We start from the raw sequence: 16864 nt of genomic DNA, 5'->3' as shown, positions 1-16864 counted from the left end.
CCGCTTCGGGAGGACCCATGAAGACTGCGCATGCATCGGCTGCGATGCGGACCGTGACGGCGGCCGTCGGCGCGCTCGTCCTGTGTGGCGGGGTGCAGGCGGCGGTGGTGATTGCCGCCACGCGCGTCATCTACCCCGCGAAGGAAACCGAGGTCACGCTGAGGCTCTCGAACGAGGGGGCGTCGCCCGCCCTGGTGCAGGTCTGGACCGACGACGGCAACGCCGAAGCCGGTCCTGCCGCGAAGGGCGCGCCGTTCCTGGTCACGCCGCCGGTGTCCCGCATCGATCCCACGCGCAGCCAGACCCTGCGCATCGCCTACACGGGTGAGCCGCTGCCTTCCGACCGCGAGTCGGTGTTCTGGCTCAACATGCTCGAAGTGCCGCCCCGTCCCGAAGGGGCCATGGCCGACGCGAACAAGCTGCAGCTGGCGTTCCGTTCGCGGATCAAGCTGTTCTTCCGTCCGCCCGGGCTGGCGGGCAAGGCCGAAGGGGCTCCGGCCCAGGCGGTCTGGCGGCTGGTCGGGCGCGAGGGCGCGCCGGCGATCGAGGTGCGCAACCCGACGCCCTATCACCTGAACCTCGTCTCGGTGGAACTCGAGAGCGAAGGCAAGCGCGCAGGGTTCGACGATGGCGTGATGGTGGCGCCGGGCGAAACCAGGGAGCTCCCGCTGAAGGGTTCGCTCGATGGCCTGGGCGCCGCAGACTTCCAGCTTCGCTATCAGACGCTGAACGACTATGGCGGCGCCGTGCAAGGCAACGCTGTGCTCCCCAAGGGCACCGCACGCTAGCGGATGGCGATTCATGAAGGCCTCGAAAAACGCCGTGCGTACCGTGCGGCGGTTGTCCCCCTGCGCGTTGGCGGCGCTTCTGGCGATGGCGGCCAGCACGCAGGTCAGGGCCAACACGCCGGCCGCCGCAACGCAGCCTGCGGAAGTGCGCTTCAACGAAGACTTCCTGCGGCTGGGCAACGGCGTGCCGCTGGACCTGAGCCGCTACAACAAGGGCAACCCCGCTGAGGCGGGGCGCTATCGTGCCGACCTCTACGTCAACCAGATCTGGCTTGGGCGCAGCACTGTCACGCTGAAGGCCGTGGGCGCGCGCAGCGGCGATGTTGCGACCTGCTTCGACCGCGATCTGCTCGAGCGTGTGGGCATCGACCTGCAACGGCTGTCGCCCGAGGCTGTGGCCCTGTTGCCAGGCTCCGCGCCTTCGCCACGTGACTGCGTGGCACTGGCCCAACTGGTGCCCGACGCGACCGCGTTCTTCGACAACGGCGAACAGCGGCTCGACATCGGCGTGCCGCAGGCGGCGCTTCGGCGCCAGGCGCGCGGCCATGTGGACCCGAGCCAATGGGACGACGGCGTGCCCGCCGCCTTGCTGCAGTACGACGCCAACTACTACCGCTCGAAGACCGCAGGACGCTCGGACAGCCAAGGCTATGTGGGCCTGGTGGCGGGCGGCAACATCGGCCCCTGGCGGCTGCGGCACCACGGCAGCCTCACGACCGGCTCGGCGCGCGGCACCCACTACCAGGGCACGCAGACCTACGTGCAGCGCGCCATCGAGCCCTGGGGCAGCCAGCTGGTGATGGGCGACGCCTTCACCGAGGGCGCGCTGTTCGACAGCTTCGGCTTTCGCGGTGTGCAGCTGGCTACCGACGACCGCATGGTGCCGGAGTCCCAGCGCGGCTATGCGCCGCGCATCACAGGTATCGCTCGCGGCAATGCGGTGGTGCGCGTGCGGCAGAACGGCAACCTGCTGCGCGAGACCACGGTGGCGGCCGGCGCTTTCGTGATCGACGACCTGTACCCCACGGGCTACGGCGGCGACCTCGACGTCGAAGTCACCGAAGCCGACGGCAGCGTGCAGGTGTCGAAGGTGCCTTACGCCGCCGCGGTGAACGCGCTGCGTCCCGGCATCACGCGTTACCGCATGACGGCGGGCCAATTGCGCGATTCACAGCTGCACAGCCGGCGCGCGTTGTTCCAGGGCACGGTGCAGCATGGCTTCACGAACATGCTCACGGGCTACGGCGGCGTGCTGCTTGCACGCGGCTATCGCGCCCTGGTGGGTGGGGCTGCGCTCAACACCAGCTGGGGCGCCTTCGGCGTCGACCTGACCGGCACCGCGGCCAGCCTGTCCGGGCAGGAGCGCCGAAGCGGCCACAGCGTGCGGCTGGCCTACACCAAGATCCTGGCGCCCACCGACACCCACGTCACGCTTGCGGCCTACCGCTATTCGAGCAAGGGCTACCTGGGTCTGCGCGAAGCCGTGGCGCTGGGCGAGGCCCCGGGGGCCTCGCGCGGCGACGGCAGCGGCCTGCCGGGCGGACACCTGCGCGGCCGCCTTCAGCTCATGCTCAACCAGAACCTGCCGGGCAACATGGGGTCGTTCTACCTGAGTGGCTCGACCCAGGACTACTGGAACCGCGAGGGCCGGGACACGCAGTTCCAGGCCGGCTACAGCAAGAGCTTCGGTCGCGTGAACCTCGGGCTCTCGGCCGCCCGGCAATTCGACCCCTTGCGCAAGCGCTGGAACAACACGGTCATGCTGACCTTCGGCATTCCGCTGGACGCCGGGTCGCGTGAGGTCTACACCACGTCGAGCGTGCAGCGCGATTCCAGCGGCGCGATCGACATGCGCACCTCCGCAGGCGGCGTGTTCGGCGAAGACAACGCGTGGAGCTACAGCCTCAACGCGAGCCACAGCCGCGGGGGCGAAGGGGCATCGAAGTCGTCACGCACCGGCGGCGGCGCCACGGTGGCCCATATCTCGCCCGTTGCCACCTGGCGCGGCAGTGCGTCGGCCGGCGATGGTTATTCGCAGCTGGGCGTGGGCGTATCGGGCGGCGTGGTGGCCCACGGCGGCGGCGTGGTGTTCGCGCCTGCGATGGGCGAAACGCTCGCCATCGTCGAGGCGAAGGGCGCCAACGGCGCGCGCGTCGCCAATGCAAGCGGGTTGCGTGTCGGGCCAGGAGGGCAGGCCGTGGTGTCGAACCTCGCGCCCTTTGCGAGCAACGAAGTCGAGCTCGACCCCAAGGGCCTGCCGATGAGCGTGGAGCTGAAGTCGAGCACGCAGCGCGTCGCGCCCACGGCGGGCGCCGTGGTCAAGCTGAAATTCGAAACCTCGGGCGGCGGGCGCTCGGTGCTGGTGCGCGTCACCCTGGCCGACGGCACGCCGGTGCCGTTCGGTGCGCGGGTGACGGACGCGGCGGGGCAGGAGGTCGGCACGGTGGCGCAGGACGGGCGGCTCTTGCTGCGCAGCGTGATGGCCGAGGCCGCGCAGTACGAGCTGGCGTGGGGCGAGGAGAAAGGGCAGCGATGCAGCTTGCCGCTTCTGTTGGGCGCGGCGTCTACCGATGCCCCTGCGTCGCCATGGCAGGTGGTGGACGCTCAGTGCGCCCAGTGAGAGGGCGACCAGTCTCCAGACAACGGACAAACAAGGACAAGCGATGAACTGCAAGAGATGGCTATCGAAATCGATCAATCGCACCGTGCGCGCGGCGCTGGCGTGTCTTGCCATGTGCTTGCTGGGGTTGCCTCTTTCCGTGAGCGCGCAATCGAAATGCACGGCTTCGCCCAGCGTGGTCGCCGCGCTGCCCGCCACGATCTACGTGAACCCGAATCTGGGGACGGGAGGGGGGCTGACGTCTTGGTTGCCTCTAATGCAGGGGGGAGGGGGGCTTATGTATACCTGCACCGGAAACGCGCTTCTTGGTGCTGCGATCAAGGTTGTGGGGTTGTCGAAATCAGGTATTCAGGTTCTATATTCCGGTACCCCAATCAGCGTCTTTGAGACGAATGTCCAGGGCGTTGGCGTTGCGTTTGCCGCCTCCCTTTTCGTGGGGCCGTGCAACAGCGGTGTCGTCGACGCTGGTGGCCTGCCATCAACGGCCCCTGGATCGGGAGCAGCTGCAACGGTTCAGTTCACACCCTCTTCAGGCGTATGGGTCAAGTGCGGTACCGCAGGAGTTGGCCGAGTGAGCGCCTCCGTATTGATGCAGTTTGTGAAAACGGGAGCAATCAGCGGAGGAACCGTAACGCCCTTTGTCCCCATGCTCGAGTCGAGCTACAGCCTCGACGGGGTGCTGACAAAGGGCACGTGGAGCGTTACGGCAGGGCCGACGGTGGTCCAAGGTCTTCCGACTTGCACAGTGAAGGACCTGACCGTCGCGATGGGCTCGTACAAGAGTTCGGCGTTCGCAGGCATCGGCACGACCACGCCAGCGAAGGACTTCGAAGTTTCGGTCACCTGTCCTCCGGGGATGATGCTTGTGACCACGGGGCCTTTGCCGCGCCCCGTGTCTGTCGCGTACCGAATCTACTCAAATGGCACAGAGAACCCGCGTACCAACGTGTTTGCGCTTTCTTCCGGGTCGACAGCCAAGGGGATTGCCTTGCGCATCAGCAATTCGGCGTCTGTCCCATTCGGTGCCGGGAGTGCCTATCGCCTGGACTACGACGTCACCTCCGGTAGCAGCCATTCGGTCAAATTCCAGGCCGCCTATCAACAGATCGATGCAACGGTCACACCGGGTACGGCAAACGCCGTGTTGATCTTTGCGATGAACTACCAATAGGTGGTCATGCCCTTGGCGGCCGACCTCGCGGATTGAAGTCACACGCGCGTAGCACAACACGCCATCTTGCACCTAGACAGCGCCGTCAGGTGGAGTGAATGCACTGAGAAACGCGTCACATTGCACGCTTAACATGGCTCCTTCGCCTTGCCCAAGGCGCTCTTGAACGTGCCGCTTCGGCGGCAGATGGCAAGGAGGGAGCACCCATGGAACGACGCACGGTTTCTCTTCGTCGGCTGGCCGCGATGGTTGGCATTTCCTGGCTGGGCGGCCTGGCGCTTGGCAGCCACGCCGGGGACGGCACCATTCATTTCACCGGTGCCATCGTCGCCGCGCCCTACCAGGTGGCCCTGGTGCAACCCCAGCAACATCAACGACAACAGCCGCAGCGGATGAAGGCGACATCGACGGGCGAACGCCAGGCCGAGCTGGCCTTTTCCCGTGAAACCGTGGACCGGCCCAGCGCGCGAATGAAGGTCGAGATGGCGCGCACGCAGGCGGTGTCGGCGCGCTTCATGGACAGCCGGGGGCGGACGCAGGCGCTCGACCCCGCGCAGTGGCATGCGATCGGCCAGCAGGGCGGCACGCTGTCACTGCTTGCATCGGCAGATCGGCAGGCCGGCGGCCCGTCGGCCGCACTGGTGACGGTCGCCTACGACTGACGCTGCGATGTCGCGGCGCTGGCGTGAACCGTGTCGGTGGCGGCCATCGCACCGACGCCGACGCCCGCCATGTCGAGCCGCGAGATCGGCAGCGTCTGGCTCTGGCTGTGGCGCATGGCCATCCGCAGGCGGAACTCCTTGGGCGTCATGCCCTTGATCTCCAGGAAGCGTCGGTTGAAGTTGGCGATGTTGTTGTACCCGGCGGCGTAGCAGATGCTCGAGATCTGCTGGTCGCTTTCCATCAGCAGCTGGCACGCCTTGCCGACGCGCAGCCGGTTCACGAAATCGGTGAACGGCACGCCCGTGGCCTGGCTGAACAGCCGCGAAAAACTGCCCTGGCTCAGGCCTGTCTGCGCGCAGACCTCCGAGAGTGACAACGGCTGGTCGAGGTGCTGCCGGATGTACGCGACGGCCTTGCCGATGCCAGCGACCGTCTCCGCGTTGCCCTTGACCGGCAGCCAGCCCGACGAGAGCACGCGATGCTGCCTGCAGCGCGTGAGCAGGCTCAGCAGGCCGAGAAACTCGGAGAACCGTTCGGGCCCTTCGCTGCGCTGCAGGCGCTCGAGGTGTTCGCGCACGTCGTCGCTGATGCCGAAGAACTCGATCCCGTAGCGGGCCATTTCGAGCAGCGGGGCTGCTTCCTGCAGTTCGGCGAACACCTGCATGCCCTGGCGCAGCGGCGCGTCCGGAAACTGCAAGGCGAGGCTGCGAAGTTCCACGCCTTCGGACGGCAGGTTGAGCGACACCCAGTTGTGCGGCAACCGGGGCCCGGTGAGCACCAGGTGGCCGGGCTCGAAGCGCTCGACGTGGTCGCCGACGAAGGCCCAGCCTCCCGTGTCGGCGATCAGGTGCAGCTCGTACGCGTCGTGGCAGTGCCAGCGCTCCTGCGGTGACGGGCTGCCGTGCTGCAGGCTGTGCAGGAAGCCACGCTGGCCCGAAGGCACCGGCCCGGTCTGCGGATGGTGCATGAAGCTGTGCTCGATCTCCGGGGCGGGGTTGCGGCGCACGCCCTGGGGCTTGATGGCGCTCCTCATCGCGGATGCGGCGCGGCGGCGCCCCGTGCGGTCTTCCTGCGTGTCCCTCGTCCTGGCATCGAGCACTCCCCTTTGTGTGTGTCTTGTGGCGGTTGCCGGGCCGTCCGGATTCGCGGCAGGCGAACGGTCGGCGCTCAAGACCTATTGGGGCGTAGCTCTGTAAATAAAAAGTAAACAATTCAAAAGCGCAAAGAAACACGCGCAATGCAAACAAGTGTTCTGCGCATGCGGAGGCCCGCGGCCCGGGGGCGCCCGCTCAGGTAACTCGGTCAGGCCGCGTGGGCCGTGGTCGCTGGTGCGTCGGTGCGGTGGTGCGGTGGTGGGCCAGGGCCTGCGCAATGGCCCTCACCAGGTCGGCCGTGAGGAAGGGCTTGCGCAGGATCCGCGTGCGCGGCGGCACCGCGTAGCGGTGCGCGAGCAGGTCGGAGGGCAGGCCCGAGATCAACACCACGGCAGTGCGCGGGTAGAGGCGCTGCACGTCGCGCATCAGCTGCAGGCCATCACCGCCGGGCCCCAGGCTGACGTCCGACAGCACCAGGTCGAAGGCCTGGCGTTCGAGCGCGGCGGTGGCGTCGGTGGCCGACGCCACCGCCTGCACCCGCGCACCGTGCTCCTTGAAAAATTCGAAGGTGGCGTCGCGCACGTCGGTGTCGTCGTCCACCAGCAGCACCTGCAAGGCCTCGAGCGACAGCGCGGGCGGTGGCGGTGCGCAGGCCGGCGCAGCCGACGGTGCGGCCTCGGGCAGCACCAGCGTGAACGCGGTGCCCTGGCCGACAGTGCTGCGCACACGCAGGTCGCCGCCCGACTGCTTGACGAAGCCGTAGACGATGCTCAGGCCCAATCCGCTGCCTTCGTTCTCCTTGGTCGAGAAGAAGGGCTCGAAGATGTGCTCCAGCACGTGCGGCGGCATGCCGTGGCCCGTGTCGCTGATGCGGATCTCGACCACCGGGCCGGGGCTGCCCTGCGCGCCGTTCACGCCATGCGCCGCAGCCGCCGCCGCCGCCGCGTGCCACGCGCTGTGCAGCGTGAGCACGCCCCCGCGCGGCATCGCAGCGCCCCCGTTCAGCGCTAGGTTGAGGATCGCGTTCTCGAGCTGCCCGCCGTCGGCCAGCACGCACGCCCCGTCGGCCTGCAGGTCGAGCTCGACGCGGATGCCCTGGCCGAGCGAATACTCGATGAGGTCCTGCAGTCCGGCCAGCATCTGGTCGACATCGATCACTTCGGCGCGCAGCGTCTGGCGGCGTGCAAAGGCCAGCAGGCGCGTCGTGAGCACGGCGCCGCGCTCCGAGGCCCGGAACGCCCGGTCCACGATCCGGCGCATGTCGGGCGACAGGTCGTCGCGCGACTGCAGCAGCTGCAGGTTGCTGAAGATCGCCGCCAGCAGGTTGTTGAAGTCGTGCGCGACGCCGCCCGTGAGCTGGCCCAGCACTTCCATCTTCTGCGCCTGCCGCACTTGCCGTTCGAGCGCGCGGCTCTCGCTCTGGTCGCTGTACAGCGTGACGAAGCCGCCGGCCGGCATGGGGTGGTTGCGCACGGCCAGCACCTGGCCGTTGTCGAGCAGGTAGTCGTCGCGCCGCCGCTGTGCGTCGGGCGGCCCCAGCAGGTCGACGGCGGGGCGGCCGTCGGCCAGCGCCGGCAGCGCCGCGCGCAGCGTGTCGAGCGTCGCGCCGGTATGGATCGCCTGCGCGGGCAGGCGCAGCAGCGCGGCGAAGCGCGGGTTCCAGGCCACGAGGCGGCCTTCGGCGTCGAACGCGCCCAGGCCGTCGTCGATGCTGTCGAGCACCGTGCGCAGCAGGCGCCGTTGCTCCGAAATGTCCGCGCCCATCCGACGCATCGACAGCGTGTTGTCGCGGAACACGTTGAATGCACCGACGAGCGCACCGACCTCGTCGTCGCGTCGCGAGACATCGGGCGGCGCGCTGGCGTTGCCGTGCGACAGCTCGGTGATGGCGGAGGTAACCCGCGTGAGGTCGCGCAGCGATTCGCGCAGGCTCCAGTACCCGAGCACCAGCGCGGCGGCTGCGACCAGCAGCGCGAGCGTGACCGCGATCAGCCCCGAGCGCACGATCAGGCCCACCGAATGTTCGCGCGAGGACACCTCGGCGCTGAGCGCCGCCACATGGCGGTCGACCGAGCGCGTGAGCTCTTCCGAGAGCACGCGCGTGGAGGTCAGCAGCAGGGTCTTGCGATCGCGCAGCGCGAGGTGCTGCCTGCGCAGCGCGAAGATGCTGTCGGCCTGCGCGGCGATCTGGGCGCGGATCGCCGCATCGATGCGCAAGGCGTTGGCTGAGCCGGCGTAGGCGAGATAGACCCGCTCGGCCTCGTCCAGGTCGAGCGTGTTGTGGGCGTACAAGGCAACCCGCAGCAGATGCAGCGTGTGGTCTGCAACGAACCTGGAACGCTCGGGCAGATCGGCGATGCGGTGCTCCATCTGGCTCAGCGCGTGAATGCGCCCGCGGCCTTCTTCTCGCAGCGCGAGGTCCAGGCGCTTGAACTCGATCAGATCGTCCAGCACCACCTGCATGGCGCTCAGCACCTTCGGCACACCGGTGGCTGCGCCGCTCGCCGGCGGTAGTTGCGCCGCGAGCGTGCGCACCTCTTCCTGTCGCTTCAGCAGATCGGCCTTTTCCTGGTTGAGCCGCGCCGATATCGACATTTCCGCCACGTACGGCGCTGCCGCCGCCAGGTGCGTGACGCGCTCCGACAGCGCGAGCGACTTCGCCACCGACGGCAGGATGCGCTCGTCGAAGCCCTGGATCGCGGCCTTGGCGTTGAACAGCGCCACCATCGCCACGGCGGCCAGCACCAGCGTGGTGATGGCCAGTACGGCGAACGCGGAGAGCCATCGCCCGCGCAGGCTGCACGAGCGCTTGCGCCCGCGCGCAGGCGCGTTCGCGTTCGAGGAGGTGCGGGGGCCTTGCATGGGGCGGGCGGGTGCGGGCGCTGCTGCCTCAGCAGCGCACCACGTTCGCTGCAAAGCGGTAGCCCGCGCCGCGTTCCGTGCAGATGAAGCGCGGATGGTCCGGGTCTTCTTCGATCTTGCGGCGCAGGCGCGACACCAGCACGTCGATCGTGCGGCTCACTGCGTCCGACTGGGCGCTGCGCGTCTTGAGCAGCAGCTGCTCGCGGTCGATGACGCGGTTCGCATGCAGCACGAAGACCTCGAGCAGGGCGAACTCGCCGTGCGTCAGGTCGCAGGGCGTGCCGTCGCCGTGCAGCAGTTCGCGCGCGGTGATGTTGAGGGTCCAGGGGCCGAACAGATAGCGTTCGTGGCTCAGGCGGTCGGTGCGCAGCGAGCGCGGCATGCCGGTCTCGGCCGAGCGGCGCAGCAGCGCGCGGATGCGCGCGACCAGTTCGCGGTTGTCGAAGGGCTTGGCGATGAAATCGTCGACGGCGGTTTCGAGGCCCAGGATGCGGTCGGCGGCCGTGCCCTGGCCGGTGAGGATGATGATCGGGATGCGCGAGCGCGTGCGCAGCTGGCGTGCGAGCTCGATGCCGTCTTCCTTCTTCAGACGCAGGTCGATGATCACGAGCGAGAAGGCGCGCTGGTCGAGCCGGGCTGCCATGGCCAGGCCGTCCGGCACGGCCTGTGCGCGAAAGCCCGACGACTCCAGCAGGTCGACCAGCGTCTCGCAGACTTCGGGATCGTCGTCGACCACCAGGATTTCGGGTTTCACTACGTCAAGCATGAGGTTCCAGAAGGCCGGACTGTGTGTCCGGTCGTCCAAAATTCTTGCAGACAAAAGCGCACCAATTGATACCTAAAGGTTAATCAAGTCCCTCTCAGGCTGGTATTTCGCGACTTTTTTTCGTCCGATGCTTTACACATGCATCGAAGCATCCCTTTCGGGGACTTCAATGTGATCCGTTTGTCACGCGGAATGGGTCACTTCAGTACAGGCGGTTCGACCGGCAGCGCCCGCTTGTGGGCGCTCTTGCGGTGCGTCGACAAGATCACCGCGCGCGCCGCGGCCGACACCGGCTTGCCTTCGAGGAAATCGTCGATCTGCTCGTAGCTCACGCCAAAGGCGTCTTCGTCGGGCTTGCCCGGCACCAGCGATTCGAGGTCGGCCGTGGGCACCTTGTAGACCAGCGCATCGGGCGCGCCCAGCAACTGCGCCACGGCGCGCACGCGGCGCTTGTTGAGGCCGGTGAGCGGCGTGATGTCGGCCGCGCCGTCGCCGAACTTGGTGAAGAAACCCATGAGCGCTTCGGCCGCGTGGTCGGTGCCGATCACGAGGCCGTCGTGCGCGCCGGCCACCGCGAACTGCGCAATCATGCGCTGGCGCGCCTTGATGTTGCCGAGCACGAAGTCCTCGTGCGCCGCATCGCGAAACGCCTGCCCGCCCGCGCGCAGCGCGGCCAGCATCGCATCGGCGGCGGGGCGGATGTCCACCGTCAGCAGGCGGTCGGGGCGGATCACCGCCAGCCCGGCCTGCGCCTCGGCCTCGTCGCGCTGCACGCCGTAGGGCAGGCGCATCGCGATGAAGGTGGCGTCGCGGCCTTCGGCGCGCAGCTTCTCGACCGCGCGCTGCGCAAGGCAGCCGGCGGTCAGCGAATCGACGCCGCCGCTGATGCCCAGCACCAGCGTCTTCAGTCCGGTGCTGCGCAGGTAGTCGGCGAGGAAGTCGGTGCGCCGTGCGAGTTCGGCGGCGGCATCGAAGACGGGCGCCACGTGCAGGGCCGCGATGATCTCGCGCTGCGTGGCATCGACGGGAGAAAGGTCTGCACTCATCTGTAGGGCCTGGAAGTGAGGATGAAGATCAGAAATCGACGAGGCTGAGGCCGATGCTCAGCACGGTGCGCTTGCGGTTGTAGTCCACCAGCGTGTCGCCATAGCCATGGAACAGCTGCGTGTGGAAGCGCAGGTTGCTCTTGGTCGGGTCGCCGATGGCCTTCAGCCATTCGAGGCGCACCGAGCCGCGGCCGCTGTCGCGCAGGTTGTTGCGCACCGTGATGCCCAGTTGGTTGTCGCGGTTGAGGTTCCAGCGGCCCGTGACTTCGGCGCGGCCGATGTAGTCGGCGATGTCGGGGTTGTCGTCCTTCGCGGCGCTTTCGGACATGCGCTGCCAGATGCGGCCCGTGACGGTGAAGCGGTCGTCGAGCTCGGCGCCGCCCATCAGGTACACGCGGTTCCAGCTGCGCGACAGCGGCAGGCTCTGGCCGTTCGACTGGTGCACGATGCCCACGCCCGCATAGCGCCAGCGCCAGCCGCCGGGCAGGTGGACGTCGGTCGGGTAGACATACATCAGCTCGGGCTCGTGGTCGGTGGTGCGGAAGGGCCGCGAGATCGAGCCGTTGAACAGCTGCCAGGTCGACTGCTGCGAGTACGCGAACCACAGCGAGTCTTTCTTGATCGGGTCGTTCTGCGTGAGCATGCCCTGCGCGAGCTTGGTGCGCACCGACAGGCCGATGCGCATTTCATTCGCCTGGTAGGCCACGGGCTCGGCCGTGTGGCCGGCCGACGGCGAGGTCGGCGGCTGGGGCTTGTCGGTGGCGGCCGAGGCCGACACCGTGAGCGGGCGGTAGCCGCGGAAGCCGAAGGTGCCGCAGTCGGTGGCGTTCTCGAGTTCCCAGAAGCGCGACAGCGTCGAGTACTGGCGGTCGCGGCAGCCTTCGGTGGTCGCGACCGACACCACGCGCGTGGCCGGAATCGTGCCGTCCACCGGCGGCTGCGTGCTCGCGAGCACCGGCGGCGCCACGGGCACCGACACCGAGGGCAGCGTCTGTTGTTGCGACCAGCGGTCGTAGCAGGCCAGGCGTGCCTCGTTGTTCGCGCCGAGCGCGGCGCACTGCTGCCAGGTGAGTTGTGCATCGGCCAGCGGACTGGCGGGCTTGTCGACGGCTTGTGCTTGTGCGACAGATGCGGCGCCGAGGCACGCGGCCACGGCGGCGACGGTGCGCAGATCGAACAAAGAAGCAGGGTGTCGTCGTGTCGTCTTCATGGCTTTCCTTCCTGTGCGACGGTCTTGCGCAGCACGAACGGGTGCGTGCGCTCGGTCGCGGCATCGCGCCACGTGCCGCGGAATTCGCGGCCGCAGGCACCGGGCTGCAGCGTGCCCGACCAGACGCCGCTGATGGCGCGGCCGTCCAGCGATTCGTCGATGGACAGCGCGCCCTCGTCGTCGACATCGCCCGCGAGCTGCGCGACGGTGGTCTTCGTCGAGGCATCGGCGCGGCGCGTGATGGTGCCGCGCACGCCGGCGTATTCGGGGTGCTTGCCCAGCTGCACGACGGCCGTGCCGGGCAGGTCGTCGAAGCGGGCTTCCCACTGGCCGTACAGCGCCTGCAGCGGCAGCTCGCGCGCGTCGGCGGGGCAGTTGGGGTCGCGGGGCGTTGCGCAACCGGCCGCCAGGGCGGCGGCAAGCAGCGCGACTGCGACCGTCGCCGTCGTCCTCATGGCGTGGCGGCGGCCTTGGCCGCGCTGTCCAGCGCCTTGCGTGCGAACTCGGCGCGCAGCGCCTTCAGTTTCTCGCGCGGGTCTTCCTTGGTCGTGGCCTTGTCCAGGCCCATCTCGGCGATGAAGCGGCTGGGCATGCAGGGCACCATGTCGCGGCCCTGCTTGCGTTTCTTGGTCCAGCTCACGGCCAGGCTGCGCTGCGCGCGCGTGATGCCCACGTACATGAGGCGGCGCTCTTCCTGCAGGCGCTGCGTGGTCTCGTCGCTCACCACCTTCTGGCGGCCGTTGTCGTCATCGAGCTTGAAGGGCAGCAGGCCCTCGGTCACGCCGATGAGCATCACGTGCGGCCACTCCAGGCCCTTGGACGCATGCAGTGTCGAGAGCGTGACCACGTTCTGGTCCTGCTCGCGCTCGCTGATGGTCGACAGCAGCGAGATGGTCTGCGCCACCTCGAGCAGGCTCTTGTGTTCGTTCGGGTTCGTGTCGTCGGCGCCCGAGGCGTCGTCGAGCGAACCGCCGGCGCGTTGCGACATCCAGTCGACGAACTCCAGCACGTTGGTCCAGCGCGTGGCGGCCGCGGCCTCGCTGTCTTCGCCTTCGTACAGATGGCGCTCGTAGTCGATCTCCTTGAGCCACTCGAGCATGAAGGCGCGCGAGGCTTCGGCGCCCATGGTGCGGCGCGCGCGGTACTCCAGGTCGTTGATGTAGCGGCCGAACTCGTGCACGCCGTCGAGCGTGCGCTTGGGGATCACGCTCGGCAGCGAGGGGCTGAACAGCGCCGCGAACAGGCTCAGCTTGTACTGGCTCGCGAAGCTGCCCAGGCTGGCCAGCGTGGTGTGGCCGATGCCGCGCTTGGGCGTGGTGATGGCGCGCAGGAACGCCGGGTCGTCGTCGTTGTTGACCCACAGGCGGAACCAGCCGCACAGGTCCTTGATCTCGGCGCGGTCGAAGAAGCTCTGGCCGCCCGACACCTTGTAGGGAATCTGCGCCTTGCGCAGCGCCTGTTCGAAGATGCGCGCCTGGTGGTTGGCGCGGTACAGGATCGCGAAGTCGCGGAACTCCTTGTACTGCTTGCCCTGCGACACCGTGTCGCCCGCGCGCAGGCTGATGATGCGCGCCACCGTGCGCTCGGCCTCGTGCAGTTCGGTGTCGGCATCGACGATGCGCACCGGCTCGCCTTCGCCGAGTTCGGAGAACAGCGTCTTCGGAAACAGCTTGGGGTTGGGGCCGATCACGTTGTTGGCCGCGCGAAGAATGGCGCTGGTGGAGCGGTAGTTCTGCTCCAGCTTGATGACCTTGAGCGTCGGGTAGTCGACCGGCAGCTTCTTCAGGTTGTCCAGCGTGGCGCCGCGCCAGCCGTAGATCGACTGGTCGTCGTCGCCCACCGCCGTGAACTGGCCGCGTTCGCCGGCCAGCGCCTTGAGCACTTCGTACTGCGTGGCGTTGGTGTCCTGGTACTCGTCGACGAGGATGTGGCCCAGCATGGCCTGCCACTTGGCGCGCACCTCGGGGAACTCGTACAGCAGCTTCAGCGGCATGCCGATGAGGTCGTCGAAGTCCACGCTCTGGTAGGCCTGCAGCCGCTCTTCGTACTGGACCATGATCTCGGCCGTGATGCGCTCGTTGTCATCCACCGCGGCGGCTGCAGCCTGCGCAGCGTTCAGGCCCATGTTCTTCCACTTGCTGATCGTCCACTGCCAGATGCGGGCGGTGGCGATGTCGACGGTGCCGCCGCAGTCTTTCAATATCTTGGTGACGTCGTCGGCGTCCAGGATGCTGAAGGCCTTCTTCAGGCCCAGCACGTGGCCGTCCTCGCGCATCATGCGCACGCCCAGTGCGTGGAAGGTGCACACCACCACCTTGCGCGCGTCGCGCCCGATCAGGTCCTTGGCGCGCTCGCGCATTTCGGCGGCGGCCTTGTTCGTGAAGGTGATGGCCGCGATGCGCTCGGGCTTCAGGCCCGACTGGATCAGCCGGCCGATCTTGTGCGTGATCACGCGCGTCTTGCCCGAGCCCGCACCTGCGAGCACCAGACAGGGACCGTGCATGTAGTTGACCGCTTCTTGCTGGGCGAGATTGAGACCGTGGGACATGGGGGAGGGGGAACCGGGAAAGCGGGAACGCGAAAAAGGCAGGAGGGGCCGCAGGGCGCGGCCGTCGCAAAGCGGGCAATGATACGGGCCCGGCTCCAGCCGTCCGTGTCAGCGGGCATCGCGCGACGAAGGAGGACGACAATGCCGGCGTGCTGCCTGTTTTCCTTGTTACTTTTCCTTTCTTCGCCCTGATTGCGGCCGGCTACGCCGCCGCCCGCACCCGCATCCTGCCGCTGGATGCGATCCCGGGGCTCAACACTTTCGTGCTGTATTTCGCGCTGCCCAGCATGCTGCTGCGCTTCGGCGCCGGCACGCCCATCGCGCAGCTGCTGGACGGTAGCGTTGCACTGATTTGGGGCATCTGCGCGCTGGCCGTGGTGGCGGGCGTGGTGCTGTTCACGCGCAATGCGCGCATCGGCTGGAACGACGCGGCCTTCGGCGCGCTGGTGGCGGCCTTTCCGAACACCGGCTTCATGGGCGTGCCGCTGCTGGTGGCGCTGCTGGGCGCGGAGGCGGCCGGGCCGATCATCATCACCATCGCGTTCGACCTGGTCGTGACCTCGTCGCTGTGCATCGCGCTGTCGCGGCTCGACGGTGCCGGCAGCGCGGGCCGGCACGGCGCCACGCTGGCCGCGCGCAAGGCGCTGCGCGGCATCCTCGTGAACCCGATGCCGTGGTCGATCCTGCTGGGCGTGCTGCTGTCGGCGGTGCGCTGGCAGCTGCCCGGGCCGGTCGAGCGCACCATCGCCATGCTGGCCGACGCAGCCTCGCCGGTGGCGCTCTTCACCATCGGCGCGGTGCTGGCGCGCTCGGCGCTGCTGGCGCGCGAGCACGGCGCCAGCGCCATGGTGGCGGCGGCGATGGGCACCGGCGCCGGGCCCGCGCCGAAAGCGCCGCTGGCCGACGTGCTGCCCGTGGTGCTCGTGAAGCTGGTGCTGCACCCGCTGGCGGTCTGGGCGCTGGGACGCGGCGCCATCGCGCTGGGGCTGCCCCTGGCGCCCTCGGCGCTGGCTGTGATCGTGCTGGTCGCGGCGCTGCCGAGCGCGAGCAACGTGTCGATGCTGGCCGAGCGCTTCGGCGCCGACAACGGCCGCATCGCACGCATCATCCTGTGGACGACGGTGGCGGCGTTCTTCACCTTCCCGGTGGCGGTCGGCGCGCTGCGCTGACCGGGGGCGTCACTCGGTCAGCACGCCGAGCTTGTACGGATCGGCGTCGGAGAGCCGCTCGCACTTCGAGAAGTCGCGGCCCTGCGTGCCGTCGCAGTAGTAGGTGTTGTAGATACGGCCGAACAGCGTCGGGCTGGCCGTGAAGAGCACGCCGTGGTCCGGCTGCCAGTTGTCCTTGGGAGCGGGCGCGGTGGCTTCCATCGGGCGGGCCGCGTCGGTGGCGCCGGGGGCGGGCGTGAAGTCGGCCAGCGTCTTGCGGGCTTCCTCGCCGCGCCAGCGCACCGCCAGCTCGGCCGCCGTGGGGCGGGTTGCCACCGGCACCAGGATGCCGTTGACCTGCAGGCCGTGCCCGAAGCGGTGCGTCTTGCCGGCCAGGAAGGCGTAGGCGCAGGCCGCCATGCAATGGCCGCGCACCTCGGTCTGCACGCCGCTCTCGCGGATCGCGTCGGCGTATGCGCCGGCCGCTTCGGCGGTGCCGCCGAACGAGTCTTCGAAGACCACGGTGCGCACCGTGCCGCTGCTCAGGAGTTCGGTGAAGGCCTTGACCTTGCTGCCGTCGAGCGTGCCCGACACCACCAGCCGCCGACCCTGCAGTTCGAGCTCCGCCGCACCCGCGGACCCCGCAGCGGCAAGGTACGAAAGCGACACGGCGACAGCCACAGCAACCCCAGCCAGAAGAGACGACGATTTCACGGCGACCTTTGCATCAAGCGAGCGGGCACGAAACACCGCGGACCCAGCGATGGAACCGCACAGGCACAGCTTGTGCAAGGGCGGGGGTACCGTCAACTCTTTTTGCAGATTATTTCGGGGTAATCCCAGGGCATGTCTAAAGGCATACCGTGCGTTATCTCTTCAGATGAATGCTTGCGTATGCAGTTGCACTGCTACAGTGGTTCCGAGTCCAAGGTGTGAAGGGTCCAAGTG

The 16864-nt window shown here is 68.3% G+C and carries 13 protein-coding genes; 5 read left to right on the top strand and 8 right to left on the bottom strand.

Going from position 1 to position 16864, the window contains the following annotated elements; all coding sequences use genetic code 11:
* Positions 1-17: 17 nt before the first annotated feature.
* The 4 genes from AC1RL8_RS30075 to AC1RL8_RS30060 all read left to right on the top strand — a co-directional run bounded on the left by AC1RL8_RS30075 (position 18) and on the right by AC1RL8_RS30060 (position 5241).
* Positions 18-788: a fimbrial biogenesis chaperone gene (locus AC1RL8_RS30075; protein WP_492687316.1), complete on the top strand. Its 771-nt coding sequence runs from the start codon at positions 18-20 to the stop codon at positions 786-788.
* A 13-nt stretch (positions 789-801) separates the two neighbouring features.
* Positions 802-3408, top strand: a complete 2607-nt coding sequence (locus AC1RL8_RS30070; RefSeq protein ID WP_492687315.1) for a fimbria/pilus outer membrane usher protein — start codon at positions 802-804, stop codon at positions 3406-3408.
* Between the two features lie 43 nt (positions 3409-3451).
* Positions 3452-4579: a fimbrial protein gene (locus AC1RL8_RS30065; protein WP_492687314.1), complete on the top strand. Its 1128-nt coding sequence runs from the start codon at positions 3452-3454 to the stop codon at positions 4577-4579.
* 206 nt (positions 4580-4785) lie between these two features.
* Entirely contained in the window at positions 4786-5241 is a 456-nt protein-coding gene (locus AC1RL8_RS30060) for a hypothetical protein (RefSeq protein ID WP_492687313.1), read from the top strand.
* Here the strand turns inward: AC1RL8_RS30060 and AC1RL8_RS30055 are convergent.
* The 7 genes from AC1RL8_RS30055 to AC1RL8_RS30025 all read right to left on the bottom strand — a co-directional run bounded on the left by AC1RL8_RS30055 (position 5232) and on the right by AC1RL8_RS30025 (position 14768).
* Positions 5232-6275, bottom strand: a complete 1044-nt coding sequence (locus AC1RL8_RS30055; protein ID WP_492687312.1) for a helix-turn-helix domain-containing protein — start codon at positions 6273-6275, stop codon at positions 5232-5234. The two genes, AC1RL8_RS30060 and AC1RL8_RS30055, sit on opposite strands and share 10 nt — an antisense overlap.
* A 256-nt stretch (positions 6276-6531) precedes the next feature.
* Positions 6532-9198 carry a hybrid sensor histidine kinase/response regulator gene (locus tag AC1RL8_RS30050; protein WP_492687311.1) on the bottom strand — a complete coding sequence of 889 codons (2667 nt, stop codon included), beginning with the start codon at positions 9196-9198 and terminating at the stop codon, positions 6532-6534.
* 28 nt (positions 9199-9226) lie between these two features.
* On the bottom strand, positions 9227-9964 hold the full coding sequence (locus tag AC1RL8_RS30045; protein WP_070063911.1) for a response regulator: 738 nt from the start codon (positions 9962-9964) through the stop codon (positions 9227-9229).
* Between the two features lie 197 nt (positions 9965-10161).
* On the bottom strand, positions 10162-11010 hold the full coding sequence (gene nadE / locus AC1RL8_RS30040; protein WP_492687310.1) for an NAD(+) synthase: 849 nt from the start codon (positions 11008-11010) through the stop codon (positions 10162-10164).
* Positions 11011-11038: 28 nt separating this feature from the next.
* On the bottom strand, positions 11039-12220 hold the full coding sequence (locus tag AC1RL8_RS30035; RefSeq protein ID WP_492687309.1) for a phospholipase A: 1182 nt from the start codon (positions 12218-12220) through the stop codon (positions 11039-11041).
* Positions 12217-12675 carry a hypothetical protein gene (locus tag AC1RL8_RS30030; protein ID WP_492687308.1) on the bottom strand — a complete coding sequence of 153 codons (459 nt, stop codon included), beginning with the start codon at positions 12673-12675 and terminating at the stop codon, positions 12217-12219. The genes AC1RL8_RS30035 and AC1RL8_RS30030 overlap by 4 nt, the downstream gene beginning before the upstream one ends.
* Positions 12672-14768, bottom strand: coding sequence for an ATP-dependent helicase (locus tag AC1RL8_RS30025; RefSeq protein WP_062476196.1), 2097 nt, complete (start codon positions 14766-14768; stop codon positions 12672-12674). Before AC1RL8_RS30025 ends, AC1RL8_RS30030 begins: the two co-directional genes overlap by 4 nt.
* A 149-nt stretch (positions 14769-14917) precedes the next feature.
* Here AC1RL8_RS30025 and AC1RL8_RS30020 point away from each other — a divergent pair, with 149 nt between their 5' ends.
* The gene (locus AC1RL8_RS30020; protein WP_492687307.1) at positions 14918-15937 is read left to right on the top strand and encodes an AEC family transporter; all 1020 of its coding nucleotides are present in this window, start codon (positions 14918-14920) and stop codon (positions 15935-15937) included.
* 9 nt (positions 15938-15946) lie between these two features.
* On the opposite strand, the gene AC1RL8_RS30015 is transcribed toward AC1RL8_RS30020, so the two are convergent.
* A complete protein-coding gene (locus AC1RL8_RS30015) occupies positions 15947-16585 on the bottom strand; it encodes a hypothetical protein (protein ID WP_070063936.1) in 639 nt (212 codons plus the stop codon).
* Positions 16586-16864 lie beyond the last annotated feature (279 nt).

The organism is Variovorax sp. GW822-FHT04E09 (genome assembly GCF_058800845.1).
Note: the sequence above shows the minus strand (reverse complement) of the source record. Positions and strands in the feature narration are given on the sequence as shown.

Excerpts from the sequence above, each read along its gene's own strand:
- nadE (WP_492687310.1), bottom strand. The coding sequence starts at position 11,010 with ATGAGTGCAGACCTTTCTCCCGTCGATGCCACGCAGCGCGAGATCATC.
- AC1RL8_RS30030 (WP_492687308.1), bottom strand. The coding sequence starts at position 12,675 with ATGAGGACGACGGCGACGGTCGCAGTCGCGCTGCTTGCCGCCGCCCTG.
- AC1RL8_RS30065 (WP_492687314.1), top strand. The coding sequence starts at position 3,452 with ATGAACTGCAAGAGATGGCTATCGAAATCGATCAATCGCACCGTGCGC.
- AC1RL8_RS30070 (WP_492687315.1), top strand. The coding sequence starts at position 802 with ATGAAGGCCTCGAAAAACGCCGTGCGTACCGTGCGGCGGTTGTCCCCC.
- AC1RL8_RS30050 (WP_492687311.1), bottom strand. The coding sequence starts at position 9,198 with ATGCAAGGCCCCCGCACCTCCTCGAACGCGAACGCGCCTGCGCGCGGG.
- AC1RL8_RS30035 (WP_492687309.1), bottom strand. The coding sequence starts at position 12,220 with ATGAAGACGACACGACGACACCCTGCTTCTTTGTTCGATCTGCGCACC.
- AC1RL8_RS30025 (WP_062476196.1), bottom strand. The coding sequence starts at position 14,768 with ATGTCCCACGGTCTCAATCTCGCCCAGCAAGAAGCGGTCAACTACATG.
- AC1RL8_RS30060 (WP_492687313.1), top strand. The coding sequence starts at position 4,786 with ATGGAACGACGCACGGTTTCTCTTCGTCGGCTGGCCGCGATGGTTGGC.
- AC1RL8_RS30055 (WP_492687312.1), bottom strand. The coding sequence starts at position 6,275 with ATGAGGAGCGCCATCAAGCCCCAGGGCGTGCGCCGCAACCCCGCCCCG.
- AC1RL8_RS30045 (WP_070063911.1), bottom strand. The coding sequence starts at position 9,964 with ATGCTTGACGTAGTGAAACCCGAAATCCTGGTGGTCGACGACGATCCC.
- AC1RL8_RS30075 (WP_492687316.1), top strand. The coding sequence starts at position 18 with ATGAAGACTGCGCATGCATCGGCTGCGATGCGGACCGTGACGGCGGCC.